Source organism: Microbacterium sp. NPDC028030 (assembly GCF_040637855.1).
In the GTDB taxonomy this organism is placed as follows: Bacteria; Actinomycetota; Actinomycetes; order Actinomycetales; family Microbacteriaceae; genus Microbacterium.
Map to the genome: position 1 here is coordinate 264387 of NZ_JBEZXF010000001.1, position 26640 is coordinate 291026.

Consider the following 26640-nt stretch of genomic DNA (forward strand, 5'->3'; position numbering starts at 1 on the left):
ATCTCACTCGGTGCTCTCATCCCCGGCGCGGATCATGAAAACTGCTCCGGTGATCGCTGCGGCGAAGATTACGATGTCGGCGATGTTGCCGATGAACCAGTTTCCGTAGGCGAGGAAGTCCACGACGTGACCACGGGCGAATCCGGGGTCCCGGAAAAGGCGGTCGCCTGCGTGTGAGGCGGAAGCGCCGCCGAGCGCGCCGATGACGATCGCCCATCTCACGCGTTGCACTCGGAACGCGAACACGATCGCTGTGACCGTGGCGGCGACAGCGAGCAGCGCGAACACCCAGGTGAAGCCTTCCCCGAAGGAGAATGCCGCTCCGGGGTTATAGGCGAGCTGCAAACCCAGCAGGTCACCGATCAGCGGGATGCGCTCACGGTCGGTGAGGGTCGCTTCGGCCCACACCTTGGTTCCCTGATCGATCAGCACGACGACCACGGCGATCAAGAGCGCTCCACCAGTGAGCTGCCGCCGCCGGGTCGACGACAGCTTGCGCGCAGCGGGCGGATGAGCCTCTGACTGGGAGGAGGTCATGCGAGCACCTCGATCAGACGGACGATGACCCCAGATTCGATCAGGATGAACAGGCCCAGGCCGATGAACACGGCCGGTACGAGCCAGTGCTCGACGCGCTCCAGCCCCTCGGTAACAGCCTTGTTGGTGCCGATCAGCCGGCCGGCCGCGCACCAGACCGCGACGAGGATCAGGAATACGACGATCATGATCGCGACGTCGCTGGGGGCGCTGGTGCGGAAGATCGGCGTGTAGAGGGAGATGTTGTCGGCCCCGTTGGCGATCGTGATCCCTGCGACGCCCCATAGTCCGACCGCGGTGATCTTGGAGTCGTCATCATCGTCATCGCTGTTACGGCGCAGGCCGCGAATGAGCGTCCAGATGCCGATGCCGAGCGGGATCAGACCCAGGAAACCGACCCATTCGTCCGGAACGATGGTGAGACCGAGAGCGGCGATCACGCTGATCACGACGAGGGTGATGAACCCGAGATACTGGCCCGCGACGATCTGCCACGGCCGGGGCTTCCCTCGACTGGAAGCCAGGAACAGCACGGTGAGCACGACAATGTCGTCGATGTTGGTTGCCGCGAACAGGCCGATCGCTGAACCGATAGTTGCGAGCATCAGCTTTCCAGTCGTGGCGTGCGGGTGCGTGCGGCGCGCAGACCGTTGAGGATCACGATGACCTCCGCGACCTCGTGGACCAGGACGACGGCCGCGAGCCCCAGGACGCCGAAGAGCGCGAGCGGGAGCAGTGCAGTGATGATCAGCAGCGACAGGATGATGTTCTGGTTGATGATCCGTCGACCGCGGCGGGCGTGATCGAACGCTCGCGGGATGAGGCGCAGATCATGGCCGGTGAAGGCCACGTCGGCGGATTCGATTGCCGCGTCGGAGCCGGTGGCGCCCATCGCGATACCGATGTCTGCGCCAGCGAGGGCCGGTGCGTCGTTGATTCCGTCGCCGATCATCGCGACCGGCCCCGCCTTTGACAGCTCGCCGATCGCGGTTGCCTTATCCTCGGGACGCAGTTCCGCGCGCACGTTGCTGATCCCGGCCTGCGCGGCCAGTGCACGAGCGGTGCGGGCGTTGTCTCCGGTGAGCATCGTCACGCCGACGCCTTGGTTGGTGAGCGTCCGGACTACCTCGGGGACTTCAGGGCGCAGTTCGTCGCGGACGCCGATCGCGGCGACGGGGGTTCCGTCGCGGTGGACGATCACGACGGTCATGCCCTGCTCCTCCAACTCCGCGACCTGCTTCCCGAGGTCGCCCGCGTCCAGCCAGCGAGGACTGCCGACGGTGATTCTCGATCCGCCGACAGTGCCGTCGATGCCGTGCCCGGCCTGCTCGGTCACATCTGCAGCTGCCGGTGTGCCCGGGGCCGCGGCGGTGATCGCAGAGGCAAGGGGATGCGTGCTGTGCTGCTCCAGTGCGGCCGCCCAGGCCAGCGCCTGTGTCTCGGTCACGCCGTTCGCAGTGAGCACCGCGGTGACCGCAGGTTCGTTGCGGGTGAGGGTGCCGGTCTTGTCGACCGCGACGTGGCGGACCGTGCCGAAGCGCTCGAAGACGGCGCCGGACTTGATGATCACGCCGAACTTGCTTGCTGCGCCGATCGCGGCGACGACCGTCAGCGGCACCGAGATCGCCAGCGCACACGGAGAAGCGGCGACCAGCACGACAAGCGCGCGGGTGATCCACACCGCTGGATCGCCCAGCAGCGACCCGATGATCGCGACGAGCGCTGCGAGGATCAGAACGCCGGGTACGAGCGGGCGGGCGATCCTGTCCGCGAGACGTGCACGCTCGCCTTTCTCGGTCTGCGCCTTCTCGACCAGCTCCACGATCGTGGTGAGCGAGTTGTCGGTGCCCGCAGCGGTCGTTTCGACCTCCAGCGCGCCGGCGCTGTTGATCGCACCGGCCGACACCGCATCGCCGGGCTCGACCTCGACGGGGATCGACTCCCCGGTGATCGCCGAGGTGTCCAGGCTGGAGCGGCCAGAACGGACGATCCCGTCGGTTGCGATCCGCTCGCCGGGACGGACCACCATGACCTGGCCGACCGTCAGCTCTCTCGCGGGCACCTGCGCAGAGACGCCGTTCTGCAGCACGGTCGCTGTCTCCGGCACGAGCTTCAGCAGCGCCCTCAGCCCGCCCCGGGCACGGTCCATCGCCTTGTCCTCGAGCGCCTCAGCAATCGAGTACAAGAACGCCAGAGCCGCAGCCTCCTCCACGTAGCCGAGGATGACCGCGCCGATCGCGCTGATCGTCATCAGCAGCCCGATACCGAGCTTGCCCTTGAACAGTTTCCGGATCGCGCCGGGCGTGAACGTCGACGCACCGAGGAGCAGACCGGCCCAGAACAACACCAGCGCCGGGATCTCGAGGCCGGACCATTCAAGGATCAGACCGGCCAGGAATGCGACACCGGAGAAGACCGGCACCATGATCCCACGGTCCCTCCACCAGGGCCGCACAACCTCTTCGGTCTCATCCTCCGCCGCAGTGGCAGGCTGGGCAGGCTCGTGCTCGCAGCCACACGCCGCGCTCACGCGTCCGCCCCCGTCCCACAGCAGCCAGCCACCGTGCACGCAGAGTCCACGCACGGCGCGTGCTCATCGACCGCCAGCGTCACGTCCACGAGCGCGACGAGCGCAGCCGTAAGATGCGGGTCGGCGATCTCGTAACGAGTCTGGCGACCCTCCGGCTCGGCAACGACAATCCCGCAGTCACGCAGGCAGGTGAGATGGTTCGACACGTTCGAACGCGTCAGCTCCAGCTCACGAGAGAGCACAGCCGGGTAGCTCGGTCCACCGAGCAGAGACATTAGGATTCGGGAACGCGTGGGATCGGCCATGGCCCGGCCGAGCCGGTTCATGACATCGAGGCGTGAGGAAATAGTCAGCACACACTGAACTATACAGTGATTGATGACCTATTGGAACGGCTTCACCCCAGGCGACATCTCTGGGGCCTGGGTGTAAGTACATCCGGCTCACACCCCACCGAATACGCCTACCGAAACCCGCTTACGGCGCACGTTTCTGGCATTCGATCTGGTGTGCCTTCACTCACCGCGCCGCAAACGATCGTTTTCGGCAGCTCTCGCGTAAGGCTGAGGCGTAAGGTTGCCTGGTCGACCCGGACCCTGTCGACGGCGGTGATCCGGTCCGCTCGTCATGAGCGCGGTAGCCGGTCTACTCGTCGCAAGGGTGGTGCCGACGCCCCACTAATCGTCGAGACGGTCGAGAATCTCATTCATCTGGTCGATCTCTTCCTGCTGTGACGAGATGATCTGCTCACAGAGATCTTGGATCTCCGGGTCGCTGATGTCTGATTGCTCACACACCAGAATCGCTCGAGAGTGATGCGGGATCATGGAACGGAGGAACTGGTCGTTACCGACGAACGCTTCCGAGCGTCCCATGAAGAAGGCGACAAGGAAAAGCGCGGCGAAACCTACGAGCAAGCTGATGTTCGCGGCCTTGTTCGGGAACATCTTCCACATGACGATGACCATGATGATGCCCATGGGGAAGACCATCATCAGTGCCATGTAGAGGTTGCTGATGTTGAGGAAGAGATCGTCCAGGACGTTGATCATCGCAAACGTGAGGAAGTACATCACAACGAAGCTGAGCGATAGCGAGACGGCGAGCTTAAGGTAGCTCGACATCCCGCCCTGATTCTTCCCCTGGGAGTGGCCGGCCGGCGGGCGTGAACCGTTGTCGGCGTGCCGGCTTGTCATAGCGACTCCAGCAGTGCAACGCACGCCTGTTCGCAGCGTCGGCATGCCTCAGCGCAGATCGTGCAGTGTTCGTGCATGGTGTGCTGTTCACACTCGTTAGCACAGCTCAGGCACGCCGCTCGGCAAGCTTCGAGCGCGGCACGGGTGACGCTGGCGTCGTGCCCGGTGCGACGGGAGAGGATCCGGGTGGTGGTTACGCAAAGGTCTGCACAGTCCTGGTTCGCGCGAATGCACTTGATTAGGTCAGCAACCATGTCCTCGCTGAGGCAAGCGTCGGCACATGCGGTGCAGGCTTGCGCGCACGCGAGACACGCGTCGATGCAGTCGACGAGCTTCTTCTGATCAATTCCGCCCAGATCTTTCGGATACGTGCTGAGCATTTCTTCGGTGACGGTCATGAGAGAACTCCTTTCGTGAGCCACGAAAGTACGCTCGCATCGCCCGCGCACTGAGGCCCTTGAATACCCCGCTGGGGTCTGGTAACCCGGTATTGATAAGCCGCCGCGCTGCGCAGATCAGCCTGTGAGCTGAACAGAGTCGGCGACCACGTTCGCCTAGCGGGAATAGAAGCGAAAACATTGAGTTAGATACCCCCAGGGGGTATGCTCGAGGCATGAACGGGTACGACGGAAGCAAGGACGACCTGCGCAAGCGGTTGAATCGCGTCGAAGGCCAGGTGCGGGGGATCTCCCGGATGGTTGATGAGGACAAGTACTGCATCGACATCCTTACGCAGGTCTCTGCGGCGACGAAGGCCCTGGAGACGGTGGCGTTGTCGTTGCTGAGCGATCATCTGAGTCACTGCGTCGCTCAGGCAAGTGCTGAGGGTGGCGACTTCGCAGCGGAGAAGGTTCGTGAGGCCAACGAAGCCATCGCCCGCCTGGTTCGTTCATGACCACACGTCTGTTTAGTAAAGGAGAACACCATGACTGATCGCATCGAGCTGGGACTGACGGATGCGAACGCTGGTTGCGCATGCTGCGCTGCCCCATCGAACACAGAGACAGCCGTCCACGACGATTCTGCGGTCACATCGGAGGTGCTCGTCGACGGGATGACATGCTCGCATTGCGCATCGAGCGTCAGTGAGGAGCTGGGCGCTGTCGACGGTGTCGAGTCCGTCACCGTGGATCTCAACGCGGGTGGCACCTCCCGGGTGACCATCCGCAGCACCGCCCCGGTTGACCCCGCCGCTGTGAAGGCTGCGGTGGAGGAGGCCGGCTACGCTCTCGCGACCAGCCAGCCCTGAGTTGCATCTGTCGGCGTCCGGCTTACCCCGGGCGCACCTGAGCAAGGAGTCTCCGATGAGCCAGCACGACGAACACACCGATCACACCGCGCACCGCAACCACACGGCGGCGGCAACGACGGAGCACGACCATGGGGCGATGAGCCACGATCACGCTGCACCGCACGAAGACACCGGGCACGGCGGCCACGAAGATCACGCCGGTCACGGCGGGCATGGCGGCCACGGGGATCATGTGGGGCAGTTCCGGCGCCTGTTCTGGATCATGCTGCTCCTCGCCGTGCCGGTGGTCGGATTCTCGACGATGTTCTCGATGATCCTGGGGTACCCGCTGCCGGACGCGGCGTGGGTCGCGTGGGTGTCACCGGCTCTCGGAACGGTGATGTACGTGTGGGGCGGTGCCCCGTTCCTGACCGGTGCGGTCGGTGAACTTCGTGCCCGCAAACCGGGGATGATGCTGCTGATCGCCCTCGCGATCACCGTGGCGTTCCTCGCCTCCTGGGGGGCGAGCATCGGGCTGCTGCACCACGAGCTGGATTTCTGGTGGGAGCTGGCGCTGCTGATCGTGATCATGCTGCTCGGCCACTGGATCGAGATGCGTTCCCTCGCCCAGACGACGTCGGCGTTGGATTCCCTCGCCGCATTGCTGCCCGACGAGGCGGAGAAGGTCGATGGAGACACCACTGTCACCGTCGCACCGGCTGATCTGCAGGTCGGAGACGTGGTGGTGGTGCGTCCGGGCGGGCGGGTCCCCGCGGATGGGCGGATCGTGCAGGGTTCGGCCAGCATGGACGAGTCGATGATCACCGGAGAGTCTCGGCCGGTGCGCCGCAGCGATGGTGACCCGGTAATCGCTGGAACCGTAGCCACCGATTCCGGGGTGCGGGTAGAGATCACCGCCATTGGTGAAGACACCGCACTCGCGGGCATCCAGAAACTGGTCACGGAGGCGCAGAGTTCATCGTCGCGGGCGCAACGACTCGCGGATAAGGCAGCGGGGTGGCTGTTCTGGTTCGCGCTCGGCGCTGCCGCGATCACCGCGATTGTGTGGACTCTCGTCGGCCAGCCCGAGGCAGCCGTGATCCGCACCATCACCGTGCTGGTCATCGCCTGCCCGCACGCGCTGGGTCTCGCGATCCCACTGGTCGTGTCGATAGCGACCGAACGCGCCGCCCGTGGAGGTGTGCTGATCAAGGATCGTCTCGCCCTGGAGAGCATGCGCACCGTCGACACGATCCTGTTCGACAAGACCGGCACGCTCACCAAGGGCACCCCCGCCGTGACCGCGATCGATCCCGTCACAGGGGCCGACGCCGATCAGCTGCTCGCGTGGGCGGCGGCCGCGGAAGCGGACTCCGAGCACCCCCTCGCCCGTGCGATCGTCAACGCAGCGAAAGAGAAGAACCTCACCGTTCCGCGATCGACCGATTTTGAATCCTCCCCCGCCGTGGGGGTGCGTGCCCGTGTCGACGGACACGTCGTGCAGGTCGGCGGCCCGTACATGCTCGAGCAAGAACACGCCGCCGAGCTGCCGGTTGCCGACGAGTGGCGCGGTGAGGGTGCGATCATCCTCCACGTGCTCGTCGACGGTCAGGTGACGGGCGCGCTGCGCCTCGCGGATGAAATCCGCTCCGAGTCGCGTCACGCGGTCGTTGCGCTTCACGAGCGCGGCGTGCAGGTGGTCATGATCACCGGTGACGCTGACGCGGTCGCCGCGTCCGTCGCCGGCGAGCTGGGTATCGACCGGTACTTCGCAGGGGTCCGTCCGGAGGACAAAGCCTCCAAGGTGAAAGAACTGCAAAACGAAGGCCGCAAGGTCGGGATGGTCGGTGACGGCGTGAACGACGCCCCCGCCCTCGCCCAGGCAGACGTAGGGATTGCGATCGGTGCAGGAACGGACGTTGCGATCGCCTCCGCAGGTGTCATCCTCGCCAGCGACGACCCCCGATCGGTGATCTCCGTGATTGAGCTGTCGCGGGCCAGTTACCGGAAGATGAAACAGAACCTCTGGTGGGCCGCCGGGTACAACCTTCTCTCGGTGCCGTTGGCTGCCGGTGCGCTCGCCCCCGTCGGGTTCGTGTTGCCGATGTCGGTCGGTGCAGTGTTGATGTCACTATCCACGATCGTTGTCGCGCTGAATGCGCAGTTGCTGCGACGGCTGAACCTCAGCCCGGACGCCGTCGTCGACAAGTAGGCGCACGGGCGGCGGCGACGTACCCTGGAAGAAAGGGAGGTGGGACAGTGTTGACGACGATCGCACGGCGCGTGCATGACCAGCGCACCCTCACCCGCACCCTCCTGACCGTCGTCGCCGTCGCCTTTTCCGTGATCTTCGGGCTTCTGGCGATGCACTCGATGAACACGCACACCATGCCCTCCGGGCACAGCGAAACCATCGCGGTCGCACCCGCGCATGCCGACGCTCACCCCGCACACGCCTCAGGCGAAGCTGCAGCGATGGATGAGACGGGCTGTGCGACGTGCTCTGACGATCACGGCATGTCGTGGATGGCCTGCGTTCTCGCGCTCCTCATCGCCGTAGTGCTGGTCACCCGGCCGCCCGCCTGGTGGCGCTCACTCACCGAAACCCCTGGTCCGCTCCTTTCACGTTTTGCGCTTCGCGGCGCGCTGTACCCGCTGCGGCCGCCGTCTCTCACCGTTCTCTGCATCAGTCGCACCTGATGGCTGGCATGCCCGTTCTATGGGCAACGCCCCCTCGCCCAGCCTGTCTCGCTGGGCACCATCATCGACTCTTGGAGAGAACCATCATGAAGACCCGTTTTGCGGCGACCGCCGCACTCACTCTCACTGCTGTGCTCGCCCTTGCCGGCTGCGCTGGAAACACCTCCGGCGGAGGCGATATGCCCGGCATGAATCACGAGAGCAGCAGCTCCGCCCCGGCGTCGGCGGACGCCAATGACGCCGACATCATGTTCGCCAGCATGATGAAGGAGCACCACGCTCAGGCCATCGAGATGTCTGACATGCTCCTCAGCAAGGACGGCGTCAACGAGCGCGTCGCCGCCCTCGCGGAAGAGATCAAGGCAGCGCAGGGCCCCGAAATCCAGAAGATGGAGCAGTGGCTCGAAGAGTGGGGCGCTGATACCTCCAACATGGAAGGCATGGACCACGGCGGCGGCATGATGTCCGACGACGACATGCAGGCCCTCGAAGATGCCACCGGGGCGGACGCCAGCCGTCTGTTCCTCGAGCAGATGATCGAGCACCACCAGGGTGCCGTCGAAATGGCCCAAGACGAAGTCGACAACGGCCAGAACAGTGACGCGGTCGCCCTGGCCGAGACGATCATCGAGGCACAGACCACGGAGATCGCCACGATGAAAGACCTCCTCGACACACTCTGATCTACCTTCGGGGGTGCGGCGCTCGCCCGCACCCCCGAACTGGCCTTCTCGCAGTAACCCACGCCACCGCGCTGGTGCCATGTCGCGACTCTCATTCGCGTACCGCTCGCGCACCTGCATGCATTTCTTCACGTCGGAGTCTCATGAACCGCCACTCGCCCCTACCCGCTTTCGCGATCGCTCTCGCAGCCGTCGCCCTCACCGGCTGCGCCGTGCCGCAGGCCTCCGGCACCAACGCGGTCCCCCCCGTTATCCAACACATTCACGGTGTTGCCGCTGACCCCCGCGGTGAGGACCTCTTCATAGCCACCCACGGAGGACTCTTCACCCTCAATCCTGAAGGTGCGATCGCCGGTCCCATCGGAGGCCACGATTTCGATGCGATGGGCTTTACCGTCCTCGACGACGCCCTCTTCGCATCCGGTCACCCGGGCACACAGACACCCGCAGAGCTCGGCTCCCCGAACCTAGGTGTCATTCGTAGTGACGACTTCGGCGAATCGTGGTCACCGATCGCCCTCACTGGCAGTACGGACTTCCATGTCCTCACCGCCGGACCAGACGGCACTCTCTACGGGATCGCCTCCGATGGCGTCGATCTGCTCATCAGCACTGACGACGGTCTCGAATGGACCCGCGGCGCAACACTTGCCGCGGCAGACCTCGCCGCCACCGGCGACGGTCTCTACGCCGCCGCGGAAGAAGGACTGCTCCTCAGCACTGACAACGGCGCCACCTTCACCCCCGTCGCCGACGCCCCGCTGCTCTACACACTCGACGCCAAACCCAATGGCTCGCTCGCAGGAGTCGGAACCGACGGTGCCCTCTGGTCACAGAACACCGAAGGAACATGGCAACGCCTCGACGCGCTTCAAGGGGCCGCTCAGGCCTTCACCGCGATCGATGACGAACGCTTCATCGTTGTCGACGACCGCGGCATCGTCCAGATCACAGCCGACGACACAACCATCCTCGCCCCCGCCCGGTAGAGAACGCCACCACCAGAACGGCCACCCATGGTCCCCCGCCGCAATCCCTTCCGACGCATATCCGTCTTCATCGCGTGCGCCACAGTCCTCGCCCTGCTTCTCGCCCTTGCGAGCTTCTACCTCATCGGAGCCATATTCAGATGACCCGCCACCTGCACCCAGCTCGGCACCGTCCACGAGCACACGTTCCCACGCGCACCAGCCACATGTCCCCACAGCGGCGTCACGATCGCCTCGTACGTATCGGGGCCTTCCTTCTCCTGGCCGCCGTCGCACTGATCGCAACTCATCTCCTCATCGACACAACCGTTCCAGACCAACGGTCACTCTGGGCATACACGCTCGGAAGCTACGAAACAGCGTTCATCCTCGCGATCGTCGGACTGGCGCTCGTGCTGCGTGAACCCCCGGGAGGCGCGGATGAATCTCAATGACTACTGGACCAACGCCTTTTGGTCCGTCATCCCCACGATCGCCGTCGTCGCAGCATTCTGGTTCGTCCTGCGGTCCATCATCAGAGCCGACCGCAACGAACGAAAAGCACACGCCAAGATCGAGCAACAACTCCGCGCGGAACGAAACCATCCTCGCCAACTCGCATCGGCGGACGACGAGCGAGACCCGCTACCTGAACGCCGGAAACGTCTGCCGAAAGCAGATACCGGCGAACGTTAACGGCGGGCGCACGATGACGGGCGACGCGAACTCGCCGGAAACGATCGTTTTCGGCGGGTCGTCTGCTGCACGCTCCCTCCTGCTGTGCTCCCTCGCGTCTTCAGCGGGAGATTTTGGAAAGCGGAGATGGGTCCGAGGCCTCGCTTGCGGCACCACCAGTAGAACCGAATGCGAAACCACGCCGCAAACGATCGTGTACGGCGGGCGGCACCGAACCGTGAGGTTGCTCAACATTTTCTTGCGAGAGGCGAGGGGAAGTCTGCAATGTCGGACATATGAGGGATCGTGGTGACTATGAGCTGACCAGGATCGTGAGGGAACGCTATGACCGGTAACGACGAGCCCGAAGGGCATTCGTCCCCCGATGGCGTTCCTACTCTCATCGCGTGGGCAACGGATCAGGCCTGGCTGGCCGAGGCAGACCGCGATCGCGCCGAGGAACGTTTCGACCGGCTCGCTGGAGACCGCGAACTCGCGACCGCACTCCAGGCCAGCGGATACCGTGGCCGGAACTACGATCTGTTCGCGAATGAGATCGCGAAGTACGGATGGGCTGTCATCCGCGGGTGGATCTACAAAGGGCAGATTCGTGGCGAGGTGAAGCGAAAAGGCTTCGGCGCACTGGAGCCTGAGCCCCGCCCGGGCTCGATGATCGAAGAGGCCGAGAGCCTGGCGGATGAGACGATCGTGCTCGCCCTCACCGCGTTCCGAGACAAGGTGCTCGTCCCGGGCAAGTGGGACCCCGCCAAGGGAGCTTCCCTGCGCACGTTCTTCGTGGGCCAGTGCCTTCTGCAGTTCAGCAACGTCTACAAGCGTTGGCGTCGAGAAGAGCTGCGTTCATATGCGGAGCCGCAGGCTCCGCCGCCCGCAGCGGCCTGGGCCGACGACTTCGAGGAGGGTCCGTCGACGTCGGCTGCTCCCGACGCGAGCGAGGCGGCGCACATCAAGGACGAGCTGCGTCGTGCATTCGGGAGCATCAAGGACGAGCGTGTCCGCTCAGCCTTTTATCTGAACGTGACGCATGGCTTCACGCACGCGGAGATCGGCGAGAAGCTTGGCATGACCGCGAAAGCGGTGGAGTCGGCGATCGCGCGCGCACGTCAGCAAGTACGACAGAACCGGGAGTCCGCATGAGCAGTGAATTTCGAGGCAAGATCGAGCGCTCGTCCTTCGGGACCCAGAACGCGAAGGCGGCACGCCGAACCGTTTCCGCCAACAAAGCGCAGTCGCTCGTCTCGCGATCGATGACGGGCAAGACTCAATCGAAGCAGTTGAGAGGCCGCGAGGGGAAGTGACCAGCGGCGGACATATACCGAGATGTCGGGATCACAACGGAAAAGAGCCGCCCCGCGGTAACGGGACGGCTCACAAGCCCTGAGAAGGTCAGGTCTCATCCAGAGCACTGACTGTACCGGAGTTGGCAGCCGCAGACTAGCGGCGCTCCATCTCATGGCACCCCGGCACCAATCAGTGAAGGAGTTCCCATGGGAACCGTTCGTCGCTCTGCATCCACCGGTCGTTTCGTCTCCAAGGCCGCTGCGGCCCGCTGGCCCGGAAAGACCACCACCGAACGTGTCGGTTCCGGCACGAGCAACTCGACCACGGTGCACCGCTCCGCGTCGTCGGGCCGGTTCGTCACCGAATCGACCGCCAACCGCAACCCGGGCGGCACGATCAGCCAGCGCGTCTAATCGAACCTGAGGGCCTGCACGTGCACACGTGCAGGCCCTCGTTGTGTAAGTCGAGGGCCTCCAGAACCCCGTCGGTGGCGGTCAGTAGTTCACCTTGTCGATGACGAGGTTCCCGTCGAGCATCTCGTGCGGGACGGGTCCTGCACTGGGGGAGCGGGATGGTCAGTCTCACGAGGTCGGGGTCCGCAACGGTCTCCGCGGACGCCAAGGCGTGAGCGCCCGGGACGGCAACGCCGACCGGCATCTCAATGTCTGCCGCAGCGCCGGAGCCGGCAATGTTCACCGGAAGCCGGCGGCGAGTACTGTTCACCCGAAGGCTAGTGGGGGAGCTTTCCCCTCGTTCGTTCAAGTCTGGCCTTGCGTTGCCTAGACCTTGCGACGGAAGCCGGTGGAGTCCCGAGTGACATCGGGCGACCAACGATGCGGTTCTCGCTTCACGTCGGGCCACTCGAGATCAGATCGAACGATATCCGGTCCGCGCCGGTGTGTCGGAAGCCCGTCGAAGCCGACCGGGCTGATCCTGGGCGCAGGCGACGAAGATGTGCCTACCGGCACTCCGCCTCCCTCCGGGAGTGATGATGAAGCCAGCTGAGATCGCACGGATGATCGCTCGTCGACGGTTCTCGAAAGAGTCGGAGCTGCACTGGGTGCCGCGTGATCATCGTTCGGAGACTGGCTATGCGAACAACACCTCGTTCGCACCGGTCGACCGAAGTCTCGGCCGTTTGGATTGGTCTGTCATCGACCCCATGAAGGTTCGAGTATCGAAGGGCGCCAGCCACTTCTTCACAGGATCTGAGTACTTCTGGAGTCGCACCCGCAGCCACGTGTGGTGTGAGTCTCAGTTCGAGCGCGACGAGTTGATGTGGCTCGATTTTGCCGGACAGGTCGAAAGGGTGTGGTCGCAGCCGTTTGGCGTGGTGTTCGGCGTCCGCTCACCGATGGCCGGTCATTGGCACGTGCCGGATTTCTTGTTGCAGATGTCGGACGGCTCCTACGCCGTCCGAGATGTGAAGCCGAAGGAACGCATCGACGAGTCCGTGCAACTGCAGTTCGATGAAACCGCACGGCTGTCGGCAACGCTCGGCTGGCACTACGAGGTGCTCTCCGGTCACAGCGTCCATGCGACTCGCGTGGTCGAATGGTTGTCGGCGTCGCGTCATGACCGTTGCAGGCCGTCGGCGGACATCGAGGACAAGATCCTCGACGCAGCTACTCAGGGCAAAACACGCCGGGAGTTGTGTGAGCTGGCGTCTCCAGATTGCCCGCTTCTAGCGTGCGCATGGGTTGACAACCTCGCCTGGCGCAGACTTCTCGCGCTCGACTTGTCGTCCGTATTCAATAGCAACACGCTACTGACTACCGCACATCGGGAGAGAACGGACGCGATCAGTGTCCGATGAACGCAAACTGAAGCTCGGAGACTCTTTCGAGATTGACGGCGAGAGCTGGGTCTGGGTCCACATCATTCCTGGCCTGGAGGTGAAGCTCCGCTCTGAACACGCGCCCGATCGACACCTGATCATGTCCGTAGACGAGTTCCTGCTCCAGGCCGGAACAGCCCAACGGGATCGCAGCGTATCTCTTCGACCGGACGGGGATGCATGGCCGACCGACGTATGCGATATGGAAGCCCATCTCCTTGAGGCGTTCACGGGCAGGCCGATGGATCCGTTGGCCTCCGCTTCTCGGGCACAATACGACCCTGCGCTGACAACTCAGAACGCACGCGTTGACGCGAAGCTGCTCGAGCTAAAAGGCACGTCACTTGGGCGAGCGCGCAGCACCTTTCACCTCCTGTGGAAGACGTACCAGCAAGACGGTGCAGCCGGGCTGAATGCCCGCATGCATCGCAAGGGCGAGCAGCGACTCTCCATCAGCCGGGCAGATGCACGGCTGGTGACGATCATCGATCGATTCCTCGATCGCCAAACGGACAAGTCGACGAGCAGCAAACGCCGGTGCGCTGTCTTGGTGAGGCGAGAGCTCGAGACCACTTACCCGGGCGATCCTCTATGCGAGATCAAGGCTCGCACCCTCCAGGGTTACATCAACGAGCGGGCGGCCGGCCGTTACAGCTTCGACAAAGCGACCACCCGGCGAAACACCGATAACAGCCCCAAGCGTCAGTACTACTCCGGGGCTGCCTATCAACTTGGGGAGCGATGCGAGATCGATTCAACGAAACTCGACGTTCTCGTCTGGGATGAGAACAGTGAGTTCCGGCCGACGCTCACCGTGCTTCTCGATGTCGCAAGCCGGGTACCGCTCGCTTGGGCGATTCACGCGGACAGCCCTGGCGGATTCGACCATGCACTCCTGCTCGCCCGGGCTGTCATCGGGCGCAAAGCCGTACCTGGTTCGGGAGCAGCCACCCTCGCGGGATCAGCCACGTTGCCTTCTGACCTGATGAAGCAGGTGAACCCCTACCTCACCGACGATTCTCTGGCCCTCCCGTGGATCTTCCCGCGATCGATCACTATCGACGGCGGAGCAGATTTTCGGTCCCGCACGTTCAGAGATGCCTGCAGTGCGTACGGAATCCACAGGGAACTTGCCCCCTCCAGAACGCCGACGGTAAAGCCACACGTAGAGCGCAACTTCGGCACCCTCTCGACAGACTTCGCCGCATGGCTGGCCGGTTTCGTGGGGAACTCCGTCGCCCATCGGGCCGCCAAAGACGACCCCACCCTCACCCTGGATTCGCTTCGCCTCATCCTCGACAGCTGGATAACGAACATCTACCTGAACAGGCCTCACCGTGGCTTGAAGTCGACGAGCTCCCCAGGGCGCATCTTCACCCCGAATCAGATGTACACCGAACTGTTCGCTGTAGGACCCGGCGTCCCGGTGCCTTTCGGAGTTGAGGAGTACCTCGCGCTCTTGCCCACGGAACGGCGCATGATCGGTCGTGCAGGGATCGAACTCCACAATCGCCGCTACGACTCACCCCACCTGGAAGATCTCCGCAATCGCTCCCTCACGGGCGCTGAACCGGGATCCGCGAAAGCCAGGAAATTCCCAGTGAGCTTCGACCCCTACAACGCCAATGCCGTCTGGGTGCGTCACCCAGAAACCGGTGTGTGGATCGAGTGCTGGGACATCGCTCTGCGGGAGAAGACAGCACCGATGGTCGCCGAGATCGACATGAAACTCCTTGCCCGATACCCCGACGCCGCAATCGACGATCCCGACCGCCGCCGCGAGTGGATCGACCACGTCGAAAGTCGCGAACGAGGAGACAAACGGAAACGTACCCAGCACAAACGAGAGCAACAGCGCCTCAAGGTCGAAGCGCAACGTGAACCAGGCCCCTCGACAACGACACCGATCCCACTACGGCAATGGGCCAAACCCGTCGACATCACCAGCATCGATTGGACATCCCCCGACATACATCTCGCGCAAGCAGAGGAGCTTGATTCATGAAGATCACCCCGCTCGTCCTCCGCCATGACCGCAAGACCAGCCTTGCAGGGCTTCGAGAAGCATTCGACGCCGAGCCCGCATCCCCGCCGAAGATCACCTTCCGGCAGTACACAAATCTGGACAGTGAAGCACGAGAACTATACGACCAAGCTCGCGAAGACTTTCTCCGACTGACACTGAGGGTGAAGACACGCGAGCAAGCGGTCTGCGCTCGCATTCTGGAGGACCTCATCCGGATCAACCCTCGGCTAAAGAACTCGCGGCGCGGGCTGATGATATCCGCGCCGATGTTCTCCGGCAAGACAGAGCTCGCTCTCCTGTTGGCTCGATCCGTAGAACGCAGACACGCAGCCCAACACCCCGACTACCTCAGAGACGGAGACGCACCGGTCGTCTGGGTGGAGATGACCGAACACTCGACCGGGAAAGCTCTCCTTGCCCAGATCGTGGAGTTTCTCGCCCCCACCATCGTTCTCCCCAAACAAATCGCCACCGACAGGCTGCGGAAGCTTGCCGTCGAAGCCCTCCACCGTCACGGCACGAAGCTGCTCTTGATCGACGAAGCGCACAAGCTCGGCGGGACTGAACCCTCCAGTGTCATCAAAGCCCTCCAGAACGAGTCCTGTGCGACCGTCGTCCTGGTTGGAATCAGTCTCGACCAAGCATTCAAGACGGGCGACGGCCTGCAAGTCAGCGCACGCTGCGACTTCGTCACACTCGACAAGATCGACCCGGACGTCAAAGAGGACTTCGAACAATGGATCAAATGGGTCGCCACCTTCGACAGCTTCCTACCACTATGCGGGCACTCCCACGGCCTTCTCACCCGCAACGCCGGCACGCTAGTCCACGCCGCCGACGGGCAGCTCGCCGTACTCGCGATGATTGTGGACCGCCTCGTCGCGTCCATCTTGCGAGACGAATCGCGCACCTCTGAGACCGTAACCCGCCAGCGACTCTTCGGGGTTCTCGATACTCTCCGGCGCACCACGCTCAACAAACACAACGTCACCCTGGACGACTTGGTTGACGCCGCATGATCAGCACGCAGGCGTGGGCGAAACGACCCAAGTGGCATCATCTTGAGACGCCACGCTCCTACGCGCAGCGGCAATGCCGCGCCGCAGGAGTGCCGTTCGACTTCGCCGAGAGGGCACTGACCAACCGAGCGCAACCGAACATCCACCGCGTCTGGATCGACGACGAAGCGGCCGCTCGGACGGTCGAGGCGACGGCGGGGCGCCCAGCCGGTCATTACCTCCGCATGAAACGTCTAGCGCAACCGGACTCCACACGGGCCTACCCGCAGCGCTTCCTGTGCCGCCTATGCAGTGCCGGGGAGACGATCGAGCAGATTCCCCACGATCGGGAGAACTTCTGTCTCCGACACCCGGGGCAGATGGTGTGGTTCGGTCCCGGAACCGAAACCGATACCCAGGTGATCGTTCCCTTCGATCCCTCTCTTCGGAACGCGGAACTCTCCTTCCGTCGACTCGTCGCTACTGGTCAGGTCACCACGCAAATGCACGGTCAGGTGTGGGCCATGGTGCGCGACAACGACACGCTCTCCGCCCAGAACGCAGAGACCGGGCAGAGTCCGTCTTTGATGAGCGCGGTACGCGAGATCGATCGCCGCGCACATCTGTACCGCGCGACGGTGCGCGTTCTGCAGATCTTGTCCAATCATTCGCACTGCGCACGATGGCGCACTCAGTCGGCGGCAGATCTACGGCTCGACATCAAGGCAACGTTGGGCTTCACCAACAGCGACGTCCTCGTCGAACGGGTGATTCTCTGGCTCCGCCCCCTCCGCCGCCACACCATCCCCACGAAGTTCCGCCCCCTGGAAGCTGCCCTCGACACTGTCGACGTCCCCCGCATCCTCGACACCACCGCCAACTACCCGCTGTGGATCCTCCGCCACCCGAAAGCCATCTCCGAATGGGACTGGGATCGCAACCCGCCCACCCGCGACCCCTGGTCGGGAGTAGATGTCTCCCACAAAGCCTGGTGGTTGTGCGAGGAGGGGCACTCCTGGGAAGCAAGCCCCCACGTGCGAGGCTTTGCCGAGACAAACTGCTCGTACTGCATCGGCATGGACTTCTGGCCTGGACACACCGACCTTGGCACCCTGCGGCCAGACATCGCCGCGGAATGGGACACCACCTCAGGAGCCAACCGCGGGGACCCCCATCACGTCAGCGTCACCTCTGCCCGGAGAATCAACTGGAGGTGTACTGCTCGAGAGCACACCTGGCCCGCCCAGGTGCGTTCCCGCACCACGCAAGAAACCAGCTGCCCCTACTGCAGCGGTAGCCGGGCGATACCGGGTGAAACAGACTTAGCCACACTTCACCCGGGCCTTGCAGCAGAGTGGGATTGCGAACGCAACGACAGCTCCATCACTCCGGAGACAGTCACCCCCGGATCGGACCGTGTCGTCTGGTGGCGCGGCCCCTGCGACCACAGCTGGGACGCGGCCGTCGGCGACCGTTGCTCGGGATACGGGTGCCCGTACTGTTCAAATCAACGCACCCTCGCCGGTTTCAATGACCTGGCCACCACCCACCCTCGACTCGCCGGCCAGTGGGACCCCTCGAACTCCAAGACTCCGCGAGAGGTCACCGCGGGTTCGGATTACCCTGCGGTATGGCGTTGCGCGCTGAGCCACACGTGGGAGCTTCCCGTCTGGGGTCGCACGACGGACAAGACGGGATGCCCCGTGTGCGCGAATCGGGTCGTCCTCGCGGGATTCAACGACTTGGGAACCCTCGACCCTCGTCTGGCTTCGGAGTGGGACCATGAAGCGGGGGCGAACGACCGAACACCCTCCGAAGTGACCGTTAGTAGCTCCTATGAAGCCCAGTGGCGCTGCGCTGAGAATCACACGTGGCCAGCGACAGTCGCCAACCGACACGCAGGCTCCGGGTGCCCCTCATGCTCCGGACGGGTCGCCATCCCGGGAGCCACTGACCTCGCGACACGCCGACCGGATATCGCCGCACAATGGGACCCCAGCAACGACTGCTCACCGAATCAGGTCACAGTCTCCTCCCACGTGAAAGTGTCATGGATCTGCCACCGCAACCACTCGTGGCCGGCGACAGTCAAGAATCGGACGTGCGGCCACGGCTGCCCCTACTGCGCAGGAAAGCTGCCCATCCCTGGCGAGAACGACCTTGCGACTCTGCGCCCCGACCTCGCCAAGCAATGGGACCCAGCGAACGCCCTCTCTCCTACCGAGGTCACCGTCGGGTCGGGTCGAAAAGTCATGTGGATCTGTGCGTGCGGATATTCGTGGCCGTCCAAGATTCAGACCAGAACCCGCAGACCTCACGCCCACTGCCCCGAATGTCGCAAGTAGTAACAGGACCCGATGCGAACCTCGTCTGGGGTTTTACTCGTGGCGCTGAGTCCTCCTCGCATCCAGCGCTAGCTCTCTGTTTGGCGCTGACGCTGACACGAGCGAATCGGGAGTGATCGAGAGACTCGAGCTCCCGATTCGATCACTGACGAAAGCATCCCGGATCGGCGAGCACATTCCCCTCGTTAGACGAGTTCGCTCACCAGCTGCTCGATTCGCGCCTTGATGTCGTCACGGATGGGACGCACGGCGTCGATGCCCTGGCCGGCCGGGTCGTCGAGCTTCCAGTCCTCGTAGCGCTTGCCGGGGAAGAACGGGCAGGCGTCACCGCATCCCATCGTGATGACGACATCGGATGCCTGCACGGCCTCGGTCGTCAGGATCTTGGGCTGCTCGGCGGTGATGTCGATCCCGAGTTCATTCATCGCTTCGACGGCAGTCGAGTTGATCTGGTCGGCGGGCATGGAGCCGGCGGAGCGGACCTCAATGCGGTCGCCGGCGATGTCGCGGAGGAATCCGGCGGCCATCTGCGAGCGTCCGGCGTTGTGGACGCAGACGAAGAGAACGGAGGGCTTGGTGGTCGTGTCAGTCATGGTTGCTCCTGGTGCGAGGGGTTGGTCAAGGGAGAAGGTCTTCGACGAGCGCGCGCACGCGGCCGGCGATGTCGTCACGGATGGCTTCGACACCGTCACGCGATGCGAGAGCAGGATCGCCGACTGCCCAGTCGTCGTAACGGACGCCGGGGATGATCGGGCAGACATCTCCGCAGCCCATCGTGATGACGACGTCCGCCGCACGGACGGCATCATCGGTGAGCGGCTTCGGAAAGCGCTCGACGGCAGCGTCACCTTCGATCTCGGCGAGAATCGACCGGACGTGAGGATGGATGACGTCGGCAGGAGCCGATCCTGCCGAGCGAGCCACGACCTTGCCGCCCGCCATCTTGTTGACGAGCGCGGCGGCGAGCTGCGAACGCCCCGCGTTGGCGACACAGACGAAGAGCACCTGGGGCACAGCAGAGTCGCGGTCCCGTGTGAGGTCGGCGAGTCGCTGACGTGCGAAGCGTTCGGTCAGTGGCACGAGTGCTGAGGTGACTCGCGCGGTGCGGGCGAGGGCGGTGTAGGACTCGCGGACGATGGTGAGCACGACATTGGGGTCGAGCTCGGGGACTTCTGCTGCGAGTTCATCTGCGAGATGGGTCACCCGCGCGTCGAAGTCGGGCCGCGGCTCATCGCGGCCGTCAGAGACACTCCACGGTGCGAGCGTCGCGGGCGCGAAGGATTCCAGCAGGGCCGTGACGGCGCTGCGCAGGTTCGGGTTGATCCGATACCAGACCCAGGTTCCACGCCGCTCCGAGGTGAGGACATCGACGTCCTTGAGCACCTTCAGATGATGAGAGACCGTCGGCTGGGAAACCTCGGCGAGCTCGGCGAGATCGCAGACGCACGACTCCCCTCGAGGGTCGGATGCGATGGCAGACAGCATTCGAAGACGGAGCGGATCCGACAGCGCCTTCAGAGTAGAGGCGACCGAGGTGGCCGCATCGACGCCTATGGCGTGGCTGGCGACAGGACTGCAGGTGTCGCCCTGGGTGGTCAGCACGGCGTTCATGTCTACATCCTTTCAGCGGTGAATGGATCGGTGTGGAACCAGCGTCGGGCTGCCCAGAGAGAGACATAGACCAGTCCGACGAGAACAGGGACTTCGATGAGCGGGCCGACGACTCCGGCGAGGGCCTGGCCGGATGTCGCGCCGAATGTGCCGATGGCGACGGCGATGGCGAGCTCGAAGTTGTTGCCCGCTGCGGTGAATGCCAGCGTCGACGAGCGTGCGTATCCGAGACCCAGTGCCTTGCCGGTGAAGAGGCCGATAAACCACATGATCCCGAAGTACGCCAGCAGTGGGAGGGCGATCCGAGCGACGTCCCAGGGGCGGCTCGTGACCTGTTCGCCCTGGAGCGCGAACAACAGCACGATGGTGAAGAGGAGACCGTAGAGGGCCCAGGGGCCGATCTTCGGGAGGTAGCGGTCTTCGTACCAGTCGCGTCCCTTCGTGCGCTCCCCGATGAAGCGGGAGGCGAATCCGGCGACGAGGGGTATGCCGAGGAAGATCAGCACGTTGAGCGCGATCTGCCAGACCGAGATCTCCAGGCCTTGGGAGTCGAGGCCGAGCCAGCCGGGCAGAACCGTCAGGTAGAACCAGCCGAGCAGCGAGAAGGCGAAGACCTGGAACACCGAATTGATGGCGACGAGCACTGCCGCAGCCTCGCGGTCGCCACAGGCGAGGTCATTCCAGATGACGACCATGGCGATGCAGCGGGCAAGACCGACGATGATGAGCCCGGTTCGATACTCAGGCAGGTCCGGGAGGAGGGCCCACGCAAGAACGAACATGAGCGCCGGTCCGACGAGCCAGTTGAGCACCAGGGAGGAGATGAGCAGCTTCTTGTCTCCGGTGACCGCGGCGACCTTGTCGTAACGGACCTTAGCGAGAACCGGGTACATCATCACCAGCAAGCCGAGGGCGATGGGAATCGAGATTCCACCGACCTCAAGATCGGCCAGGAGACCGGAGACGCCGGGGATGAAGCGGCCGATGACGATGCCGCCGACCATGGCGAGACCGATCCAGAGCGGCAACCACCGGTCGAGGGTCGACAGACGGCGCGTGGTGGTCGGGACGGTGGTAGGTGCGGTGGCGGTGCTCATGCGAGGAGAGCCTCCATCTTCGTGGCGATGATGGGCTTCGGGTGGGCGCCGATGAGTGTGTCGACGCGCGCGCCTCCCGTGTAGAACCCGAGGGTGGGAATGGACGTGACACCGACTGCGGTCACCGTCTCAGGGTTCTGGTCGGCGTCGAGCTTGACGATCTTCACACGGCCGTCGTACTCGGCGGCGAGCTGATCCAAGAGGGGTGCGACCTGCTTGCACGGCCCGCACCAGGTGGCCCAGATGTCGACGACGACGGGGATCTCGGAGTCGATGACCTCGGCCTGGAAGGTGGCATCGGTGACGGTGATGGGCGCGCTCATGCGAAGACCTCCTCGGTCTCGGTCGGTACCGATGCGGTCTCGTCCAGCGCCGCGAGGTAGTGCTGGGCGTCTTGTGTTGCGGCGCATCCGGTGCCTGCGGCGGTGATCGCCTGACGGTAGGTGTGGTCGACCAGGTCGCCCGCGGCGAAGACTCCCGCGAGGTTCGTGCGGGTGGAGGGGTGCTCGACGAGCACATAGCCGTCAGCATCCGTGTCTACGAGGCCGGTGACGATCTCGGAGCGCGGGTCATGGCCGATGGCGACGAAGACTCCCGTGGCCGAGATCGTCCGCTCGGCACCTGTGACGGTATCGCGGAGCGTTACGGCTTCGACCTTCTCGGCGCCCACGAGGCCGGCGACCTCGCTGTTCCAGGCGACCTCGATCTTGGGATGGTCGAGCACGCGCTGCGCCATGATCTTCGAGGCCCGGAACTCGTCGCGGCGGTGCACGACGGTGACCTTCGACGCGAAGCGGGTGAGGAACAGTGCTTCTTCCATCGCGGAGTCTCCGCCGCCGACGACGACGATCTCCTGCTCACGGAAGAAGAAGCCGTCACAGGTGGCGCACCAGGAGACGCCGTGACCGGTGAGTCGATCCTCGTCCGGCAAGCCGAGTTTGCGATAGGCAGAGCCCATTGTGAGGATGACGGCACGGGCGAGGAAGGTCTCCCCTGCTCCGGTCTCGACCGTTTTGATGGTCCCGTCGAGGTCGACGCGGACGGCGTCGTCAAGGAGGATTCGGGCACCGAAGCGCTCAGCCTGAGCGCGCATCGACTCCATCAGGTCGGGCCCCTGCACGCCGTCGACGAAACCGGGGAAGTTCTCGACCTCGGTCGTGGTCATCAGCGCGCCGCCCGCCGTCACAGAACCGGCGAGGACCACAGGAGCAAGGCCTGCACGCGCGGCGTAGACCGCGGCGGTGTAGCCCGCAGGCCCGGACCCGATGATGACCAGCTCAACCTCTTGAATCGACATGTGTCTATATTGACATCTGTCGATACCGAATGCAACTGTTATTGCCGGAGTTCACTTGCTCTTCACCTGGCGAACAGATCATGCAGGTGGAGCATTCGAGACAGTCAAGAGATCAGAGGACCACAGATGACCCACCCCAAGACGGTTCTGTTCATATGCAAGCACAATGCGGGGCGCTCCCAACTGGGCGCTCATCTTCTCGGACACATCGGCGATGGGCGACTTGTCGCGACGAGTGCGGGAATCACTCCAGCCGAGACGATCAACCCGGCCGTCGCCGCATCGCTGCACGAGCTCGGAATCGACACGTCAGCGGCGAGGCCTCGGGCCGTGACAGTGGATGATCTCAACGCGTCCGATGTCGTGGTCTTGATGAAACCGGGCCTCCCGCTGCCGGGCGCGGTGCGCGGAGAGCTGGTCGAGTGGTCATTTCCGGATCCCTCGAACTGGGAGGCCGACGGCGTCCGCGAACTCCGCGACGCCATCGACGCGAAGGTGCGTGGTTTGGCGGCTCGGCTCGTCAGCTAAGTGCTGAGAGGTGGGGCTCGGTTCGGGAGCCCCACCCCTCATGAGTTGCAATCAGCCGACAGTGACAGGCCGCGCGCCGATCTGCAGGGTCTGGGGAGCTGCGCAGCAGCTACCTACATTGTCATCGAAGGCACCGGATCCACCGCACACACCAGTGTCAGGGAGAGAGAGTTCGTTGCGTGCGGCCGCCTCGTGGTCGCCAGCGAGGTGAGCTGCGACACTACGGACCTGCTCGAAGCCAGTCAACGCGAGGAACGTTGGGGCTCGCCCGTAGGACTTCACTCCGACGATGAAGAACCCTTGCTCCGGCTGCGCCAGTTCTCTCGCTCCCGTCGCCGACACCGACCCGCAGGAGTGGATGTTCGGGTCAATCTCGGAGGCAATGCCTGCGACCGCCTCGAGAGTGGGATCGAGGTCGATCCTGAGCTCTCGCAGCATCCCGGTGTCAGGGCGGAAGCCCGTGAGTGCGAATACGCGCCCGACATTCGTCACCTCGCGCCCATCTTCGGCGACGAGTGTCAGACCATCGCCTCCGTGCTGGAACTCGGCGACGCGGAAGCCTGTCACGAGGTCGACGACCCCCTCGTCGATCACCTTGCGGGCGCGGGAACCAAGCGCGGCACGCTCCGGCAGCTCGTCCCCGATTCCGCCGCCGAAGACGTTGGCGGCGCTCCCTCGGCGTAGCAGCCACGTCACGCGCGTTCCCGGCGACCGGCGGGCCAACTCACTCAGACGCAGCACGGCATGCGTGGCTGAGTGCCCCGCACCGACCACTACGACGTGCGAACCGGCGAGGTCCGACACATCGGAAGGGATGCGGTACGAAATCAGATCGGACGCGGCGGCTTCGCCGAGGGCCGGGAACCCATCCGCCCCAGCGGGATTCGGGAGGCCCCAGGTGCCGCTGGCATCGATGACCGCGCGGGCGAGGAGGCGGGATTCGTTGCCCGCGGCATCGACGGTGTGGACGACGAACGGCTGGCTCCGGCGGCCTGCGTCGACGACTTTGTCGCGGCCCTGGCGGGCGACTCCGGTGACGGTCGTCGCGTAGCGGATCCGGTCGCCCAGGACATCCGCGAGTGGCGTCAGGTAGTCGCTGACCCACTGCGCGCCGGTCGGATACCCCGAGGCGGGTGCGCTCCACCCCGTGGGCTCGAGCAGGCGGCGCGCCGCGGCGTCCGTAAGTTCTGGCCACGCCGAGAACAAGCGCACGTGTCCCCACTCGGAGACTGCAGCTGCAGGGCCGTGCCCGCGCTCGACGACGAGGACATTCTCGTCGCGCTCGACCAAATGCGCCGCTGCGGCGAGGCCCTGCGGCCCTGCTCCGATGACGACGACAGGAAGCTCAGACATCACATCTCCTCAAATCGAAAAACTTCAATATGAAGACTGTCGTCTATCTATCGAAGATTGTCAATACGTGCCAGACTAGTCCGGTGAGCTTGCCAACGACAATCGAATCGACCAGCTGCTGCGTCCCGCCAATCACCCCCTCCATGACCGTCGCGGATGCCGAGCGGGTTGCACGCGTGTTCAAGGCGCTTGGCGATCCAACGCGGGTGAGGCTGCTGTCTCTCATCGCCGCCGGGGCTGGCGGTGAGGCGTGCATTTGCGATCTGACCGAGCCCGTGGGGCTTTCGCAGGGCACGGTGTCGCACCACATGAAGCTCCTCGCCGACGCCGGCCTCGTCACGCGTGAACAGCGCGGCAAGTGGGCGTACTTCGCTCTCAACAGCGACGCGATGGATGCCGCTGCCGACTCTCTCCGCGCGGTGTGACCTCAGCGAGTGCCCCTCCGCCACACCTGGGCGGCCGGCTAGCCGCGCTGTCGGCGGGGCAGGTCATCAGTTGGGGAATCCTGTTCTATGCACTGATCGTCGCCTCTCCCGCGGTCGCGGATGACACCGGGTGGCCGGTGGCCCTGGTCACGCTGTCGTTCTCGTCGGGCCTGGTCGCCTCCGCCGTCGCCGGCGTATTCGTCGGAAAGTGGCTCGACGAGCGGGGGCCGCGCCTCATCATGACTGTTGGCAGCGTCGTCGGCCCGCTCGGCGTCGTGCTCGTCGCTCTCGCACCGAACCTTGCAGTCTTCACCGTGGGGTGGGTCATCGCGGGACTCGCACAATCGGCAGTGCTCTACCAAGCGGCGTTCACTGTCATCGCTCGCCGGTACGGCGCTCGACGCCGCGGGGCGATGACGATCTTGACCTTGGCCGGCGGGCTCGCATCGACGATCTTCGCCCCGATTGTCGCCGGACTCCTGGGGATAACCGACTGGCGGACCATGTTCCTGATACTCGCCGGCTTCCTGCTTCTCACCACCGCGCCGCTGCACTGGTTCAGCCTGGAGCGCACCTGGTCACCCGTTCGCCACGACGACGCCGCAGAGGTTCACACGGTGAGCACGGTCGTGCGCACCCGACGATTCTGGATGCTCGAGCTTTCCATGTTCGCCCTCGCCGCTGCGCTCTTCAGCGTGACCCTCGCGCTCATCCCGCTCTTCACCGAGAAGGGCATGAGCTATGAACTCGCCGCGTGGGCCCTCGGACTCCTCGGCGCCGGTCAGGTGATCGGGCGACTCCTCTACGTCGCCGTCCCGCACACTGCCCCACCATGGGTTCCCCTCACGGTGACCGCCGGCCTCAGCGTCATCTCTCTCACCTTGCTGTCCCTGATTCCCGGGCCTCCGTGGCTCCTGATCTCCATAGGTATCGCTGCGGGTGCCGTGCGAGGCGCTCAGACACTTGTCCAGGGTTCCGCCGTCGCGGATCGCTGGGGCACCCAGAACTACGGCGCCATCAACGGGATCTTCGCTGCTCCGATCACGCTCGTCGGGGCGTTCGGCCCGGCACTCGGTCCGCTTCTCGCAGTAGCCACCGGTTCGTACTCCGCCATGGCCCTCATCGCCGTCGGGCTCGCGGCGATCTCGCTCGCCTTCGCTCGGTTCTCCTAGGCGGTCAACCGAGCGATTGCCTGCGACCCGCGGGAGTTCTTCCGAGTCCGTTAACCTCACGTTCACATAGATGACCTTCTATCAATACGTCGAATAGATCACCATCTATTCGAGGCGGTCTATCGGCCGCCT

At 64.3% G+C, this 26640-nt stretch carries 28 protein-coding genes; 16 read left to right on the top strand and 12 right to left on the bottom strand.

The window, feature by feature from the left end:
- Positions 1-3: 3 nt before the first annotated feature.
- The 6 genes from AB0E56_RS01195 to AB0E56_RS01220 form a co-directional block, all read right to left on the bottom strand.
- Positions 4-537, bottom strand: coding sequence for a signal peptidase II (locus AB0E56_RS01195; protein WP_029264099.1), 534 nt, complete (start codon positions 535-537; stop codon positions 4-6).
- Positions 534-1142, bottom strand: a complete 609-nt coding sequence (locus AB0E56_RS01200; protein WP_036275918.1) for a cadmium resistance transporter — start codon at positions 1140-1142, stop codon at positions 534-536. The genes AB0E56_RS01195 and AB0E56_RS01200 overlap by 4 nt, the downstream gene beginning before the upstream one ends.
- The gene (locus tag AB0E56_RS01205; RefSeq protein ID WP_359796282.1) at positions 1142-3067 is read right to left on the bottom strand and encodes a cation-translocating P-type ATPase; all 1926 of its coding nucleotides are present in this window, start codon (positions 3065-3067) and stop codon (positions 1142-1144) included. The genes AB0E56_RS01200 and AB0E56_RS01205 overlap by 1 nt, the downstream gene beginning before the upstream one ends.
- Entirely contained in the window at positions 3064-3423 is a 360-nt protein-coding gene (locus AB0E56_RS01210) for a metalloregulator ArsR/SmtB family transcription factor (protein ID WP_036275916.1), read from the bottom strand. Before AB0E56_RS01210 ends, AB0E56_RS01205 begins: the two co-directional genes overlap by 4 nt.
- 321 nt (positions 3424-3744) lie before the next feature.
- Positions 3745-4263 carry a DUF305 domain-containing protein gene (locus tag AB0E56_RS01215; RefSeq protein WP_359796283.1) on the bottom strand — a complete coding sequence of 173 codons (519 nt, stop codon included), beginning with the start codon at positions 4261-4263 and terminating at the stop codon, positions 3745-3747.
- Complete coding sequence (locus AB0E56_RS01220; protein ID WP_082750002.1) at positions 4260-4661, bottom strand: four-helix bundle copper-binding protein; 402 nt, start codon at positions 4659-4661, stop codon at positions 4260-4262. The genes AB0E56_RS01215 and AB0E56_RS01220 overlap by 4 nt, the downstream gene beginning before the upstream one ends.
- A 215-nt stretch (positions 4662-4876) precedes the next feature.
- On the opposite strand from AB0E56_RS01220, the gene AB0E56_RS01225 reads away from it, so the two are divergent.
- The 13 genes from AB0E56_RS01225 to AB0E56_RS01285 all read left to right on the top strand — a co-directional run bounded on the left by AB0E56_RS01225 (position 4877) and on the right by AB0E56_RS01285 (position 19025).
- Positions 4877-5158, top strand: coding sequence for a metal-sensitive transcriptional regulator (locus AB0E56_RS01225; protein ID WP_053095982.1), 282 nt, complete (start codon positions 4877-4879; stop codon positions 5156-5158).
- A gap of 30 nt (positions 5159-5188) precedes the next feature.
- Positions 5189-5512: a heavy metal-associated domain-containing protein gene (locus AB0E56_RS01230; protein ID WP_060921756.1), complete on the top strand. Its 324-nt coding sequence runs from the start codon at positions 5189-5191 to the stop codon at positions 5510-5512.
- A gap of 139 nt (positions 5513-5651) precedes the next feature.
- Entirely contained in the window at positions 5652-7706 is a 2055-nt protein-coding gene (locus AB0E56_RS01235; RefSeq protein ID WP_231919681.1) for a heavy metal translocating P-type ATPase, read from the top strand.
- Positions 7707-7753: 47 nt separating this feature from the next.
- Positions 7754-8194 carry a DUF6153 family protein gene (locus tag AB0E56_RS01240; RefSeq protein WP_042538298.1) on the top strand — a complete coding sequence of 147 codons (441 nt, stop codon included), beginning with the start codon at positions 7754-7756 and terminating at the stop codon, positions 8192-8194.
- A gap of 86 nt (positions 8195-8280) precedes the next feature.
- Positions 8281-8877 (top strand): DUF305 domain-containing protein, encoded by a 597-nt coding sequence (locus tag AB0E56_RS01245; protein WP_026049681.1) that lies wholly within the window; start codon positions 8281-8283, stop codon positions 8875-8877.
- Between the two features lie 212 nt (positions 8878-9089).
- Positions 9090-9866, top strand: a complete 777-nt coding sequence (locus AB0E56_RS01250) for a F510_1955 family glycosylhydrolase (protein ID WP_244632319.1) — start codon at positions 9090-9092, stop codon at positions 9864-9866.
- A 420-nt stretch (positions 9867-10286) separates the two neighbouring features.
- Positions 10287-10541: a hypothetical protein gene (locus AB0E56_RS01255; protein ID WP_081859903.1), complete on the top strand. Its 255-nt coding sequence runs from the start codon at positions 10287-10289 to the stop codon at positions 10539-10541.
- Positions 10542-10865: 324 nt separating this feature from the next.
- Entirely contained in the window at positions 10866-11675 is an 810-nt protein-coding gene (locus tag AB0E56_RS01260) for a sigma-70 family RNA polymerase sigma factor (protein WP_029264083.1), read from the top strand.
- Between the two features lie 350 nt (positions 11676-12025).
- Positions 12026-12232 (top strand): hypothetical protein, encoded by a 207-nt coding sequence (locus AB0E56_RS01265; protein WP_017201940.1) that lies wholly within the window; start codon positions 12026-12028, stop codon positions 12230-12232.
- Positions 12233-12807: 575 nt separating this feature from the next.
- On the top strand, positions 12808-13635 hold the full coding sequence (locus AB0E56_RS01270; RefSeq protein WP_164743619.1) for a TnsA-like heteromeric transposase endonuclease subunit: 828 nt from the start codon (positions 12808-12810) through the stop codon (positions 13633-13635).
- On the top strand, positions 13625-15661 hold the full coding sequence (locus AB0E56_RS01275) for a Mu transposase C-terminal domain-containing protein (RefSeq protein WP_183151632.1): 2037 nt from the start codon (positions 13625-13627) through the stop codon (positions 15659-15661). Before AB0E56_RS01270 ends, AB0E56_RS01275 begins: the two co-directional genes overlap by 11 nt.
- Positions 15658-16701, top strand: a complete 1044-nt coding sequence (locus AB0E56_RS01280) for a TniB family NTP-binding protein (RefSeq protein WP_183151631.1) — start codon at positions 15658-15660, stop codon at positions 16699-16701. The genes AB0E56_RS01275 and AB0E56_RS01280 overlap by 4 nt, the downstream gene beginning before the upstream one ends.
- A complete protein-coding gene (locus AB0E56_RS01285) occupies positions 16698-19025 on the top strand; it encodes a zinc-ribbon domain-containing protein (RefSeq protein WP_183151630.1) in 2328 nt (775 codons plus the stop codon). The genes AB0E56_RS01280 and AB0E56_RS01285 overlap by 4 nt, the downstream gene beginning before the upstream one ends.
- 185 nt (positions 19026-19210) lie before the next feature.
- On the opposite strand, the gene AB0E56_RS01290 is transcribed toward AB0E56_RS01285, so the two are convergent.
- The 5 genes from AB0E56_RS01290 to trxB are packed head-to-tail and all read right to left on the bottom strand — an operon-like array spanning position 19211 to position 23030.
- A complete protein-coding gene (locus tag AB0E56_RS01290) occupies positions 19211-19618 on the bottom strand; it encodes an arsenate reductase ArsC (RefSeq protein WP_183151629.1) in 408 nt (135 codons plus the stop codon).
- Between the two features lie 25 nt (positions 19619-19643).
- Positions 19644-20636, bottom strand: coding sequence for a metalloregulator ArsR/SmtB family transcription factor (locus tag AB0E56_RS01295; protein ID WP_029264079.1), 993 nt, complete (start codon positions 20634-20636; stop codon positions 19644-19646).
- A 2-nt stretch (positions 20637-20638) separates the two neighbouring features.
- On the bottom strand, positions 20639-21733 hold the full coding sequence (gene arsB / locus AB0E56_RS01300; protein ID WP_183151628.1) for an ACR3 family arsenite efflux transporter: 1095 nt from the start codon (positions 21731-21733) through the stop codon (positions 20639-20641).
- The gene (trxA, locus tag AB0E56_RS01305; RefSeq protein ID WP_183151627.1) at positions 21730-22056 is read right to left on the bottom strand and encodes a thioredoxin; all 327 of its coding nucleotides are present in this window, start codon (positions 22054-22056) and stop codon (positions 21730-21732) included. The genes arsB and trxA overlap by 4 nt, the downstream gene beginning before the upstream one ends.
- Positions 22053-23030, bottom strand: a complete 978-nt coding sequence (trxB, locus tag AB0E56_RS01310) for a thioredoxin-disulfide reductase (protein ID WP_359796285.1) — start codon at positions 23028-23030, stop codon at positions 22053-22055. The genes trxA and trxB overlap by 4 nt, the downstream gene beginning before the upstream one ends.
- A gap of 126 nt (positions 23031-23156) precedes the next feature.
- Here trxB and AB0E56_RS01315 point away from each other — a divergent pair, with 126 nt between their 5' ends.
- Entirely contained in the window at positions 23157-23558 is a 402-nt protein-coding gene (locus tag AB0E56_RS01315) for a low molecular weight phosphatase family protein (protein ID WP_183151625.1), read from the top strand.
- Positions 23559-23609: 51 nt separating this feature from the next.
- Here AB0E56_RS01315 and AB0E56_RS01320 read toward each other — a convergent pair whose 3' ends face one another.
- Positions 23610-24911, bottom strand: a complete 1302-nt coding sequence (locus AB0E56_RS01320; protein ID WP_220173863.1) for an NAD(P)-binding domain-containing protein — start codon at positions 24909-24911, stop codon at positions 23610-23612.
- Positions 24912-25054: 143 nt separating this feature from the next.
- Here AB0E56_RS01320 and AB0E56_RS01325 point away from each other — a divergent pair, with 143 nt between their 5' ends.
- Entirely contained in the window at positions 25055-25336 is a 282-nt protein-coding gene (locus AB0E56_RS01325) for a metalloregulator ArsR/SmtB family transcription factor (RefSeq protein WP_202045501.1), read from the top strand.
- On the top strand, positions 25333-26508 hold the full coding sequence (locus AB0E56_RS01330) for an MFS transporter (protein WP_244632318.1): 1176 nt from the start codon (positions 25333-25335) through the stop codon (positions 26506-26508). The genes AB0E56_RS01325 and AB0E56_RS01330 overlap by 4 nt, the downstream gene beginning before the upstream one ends.
- Positions 26509-26640 lie beyond the last annotated feature (132 nt).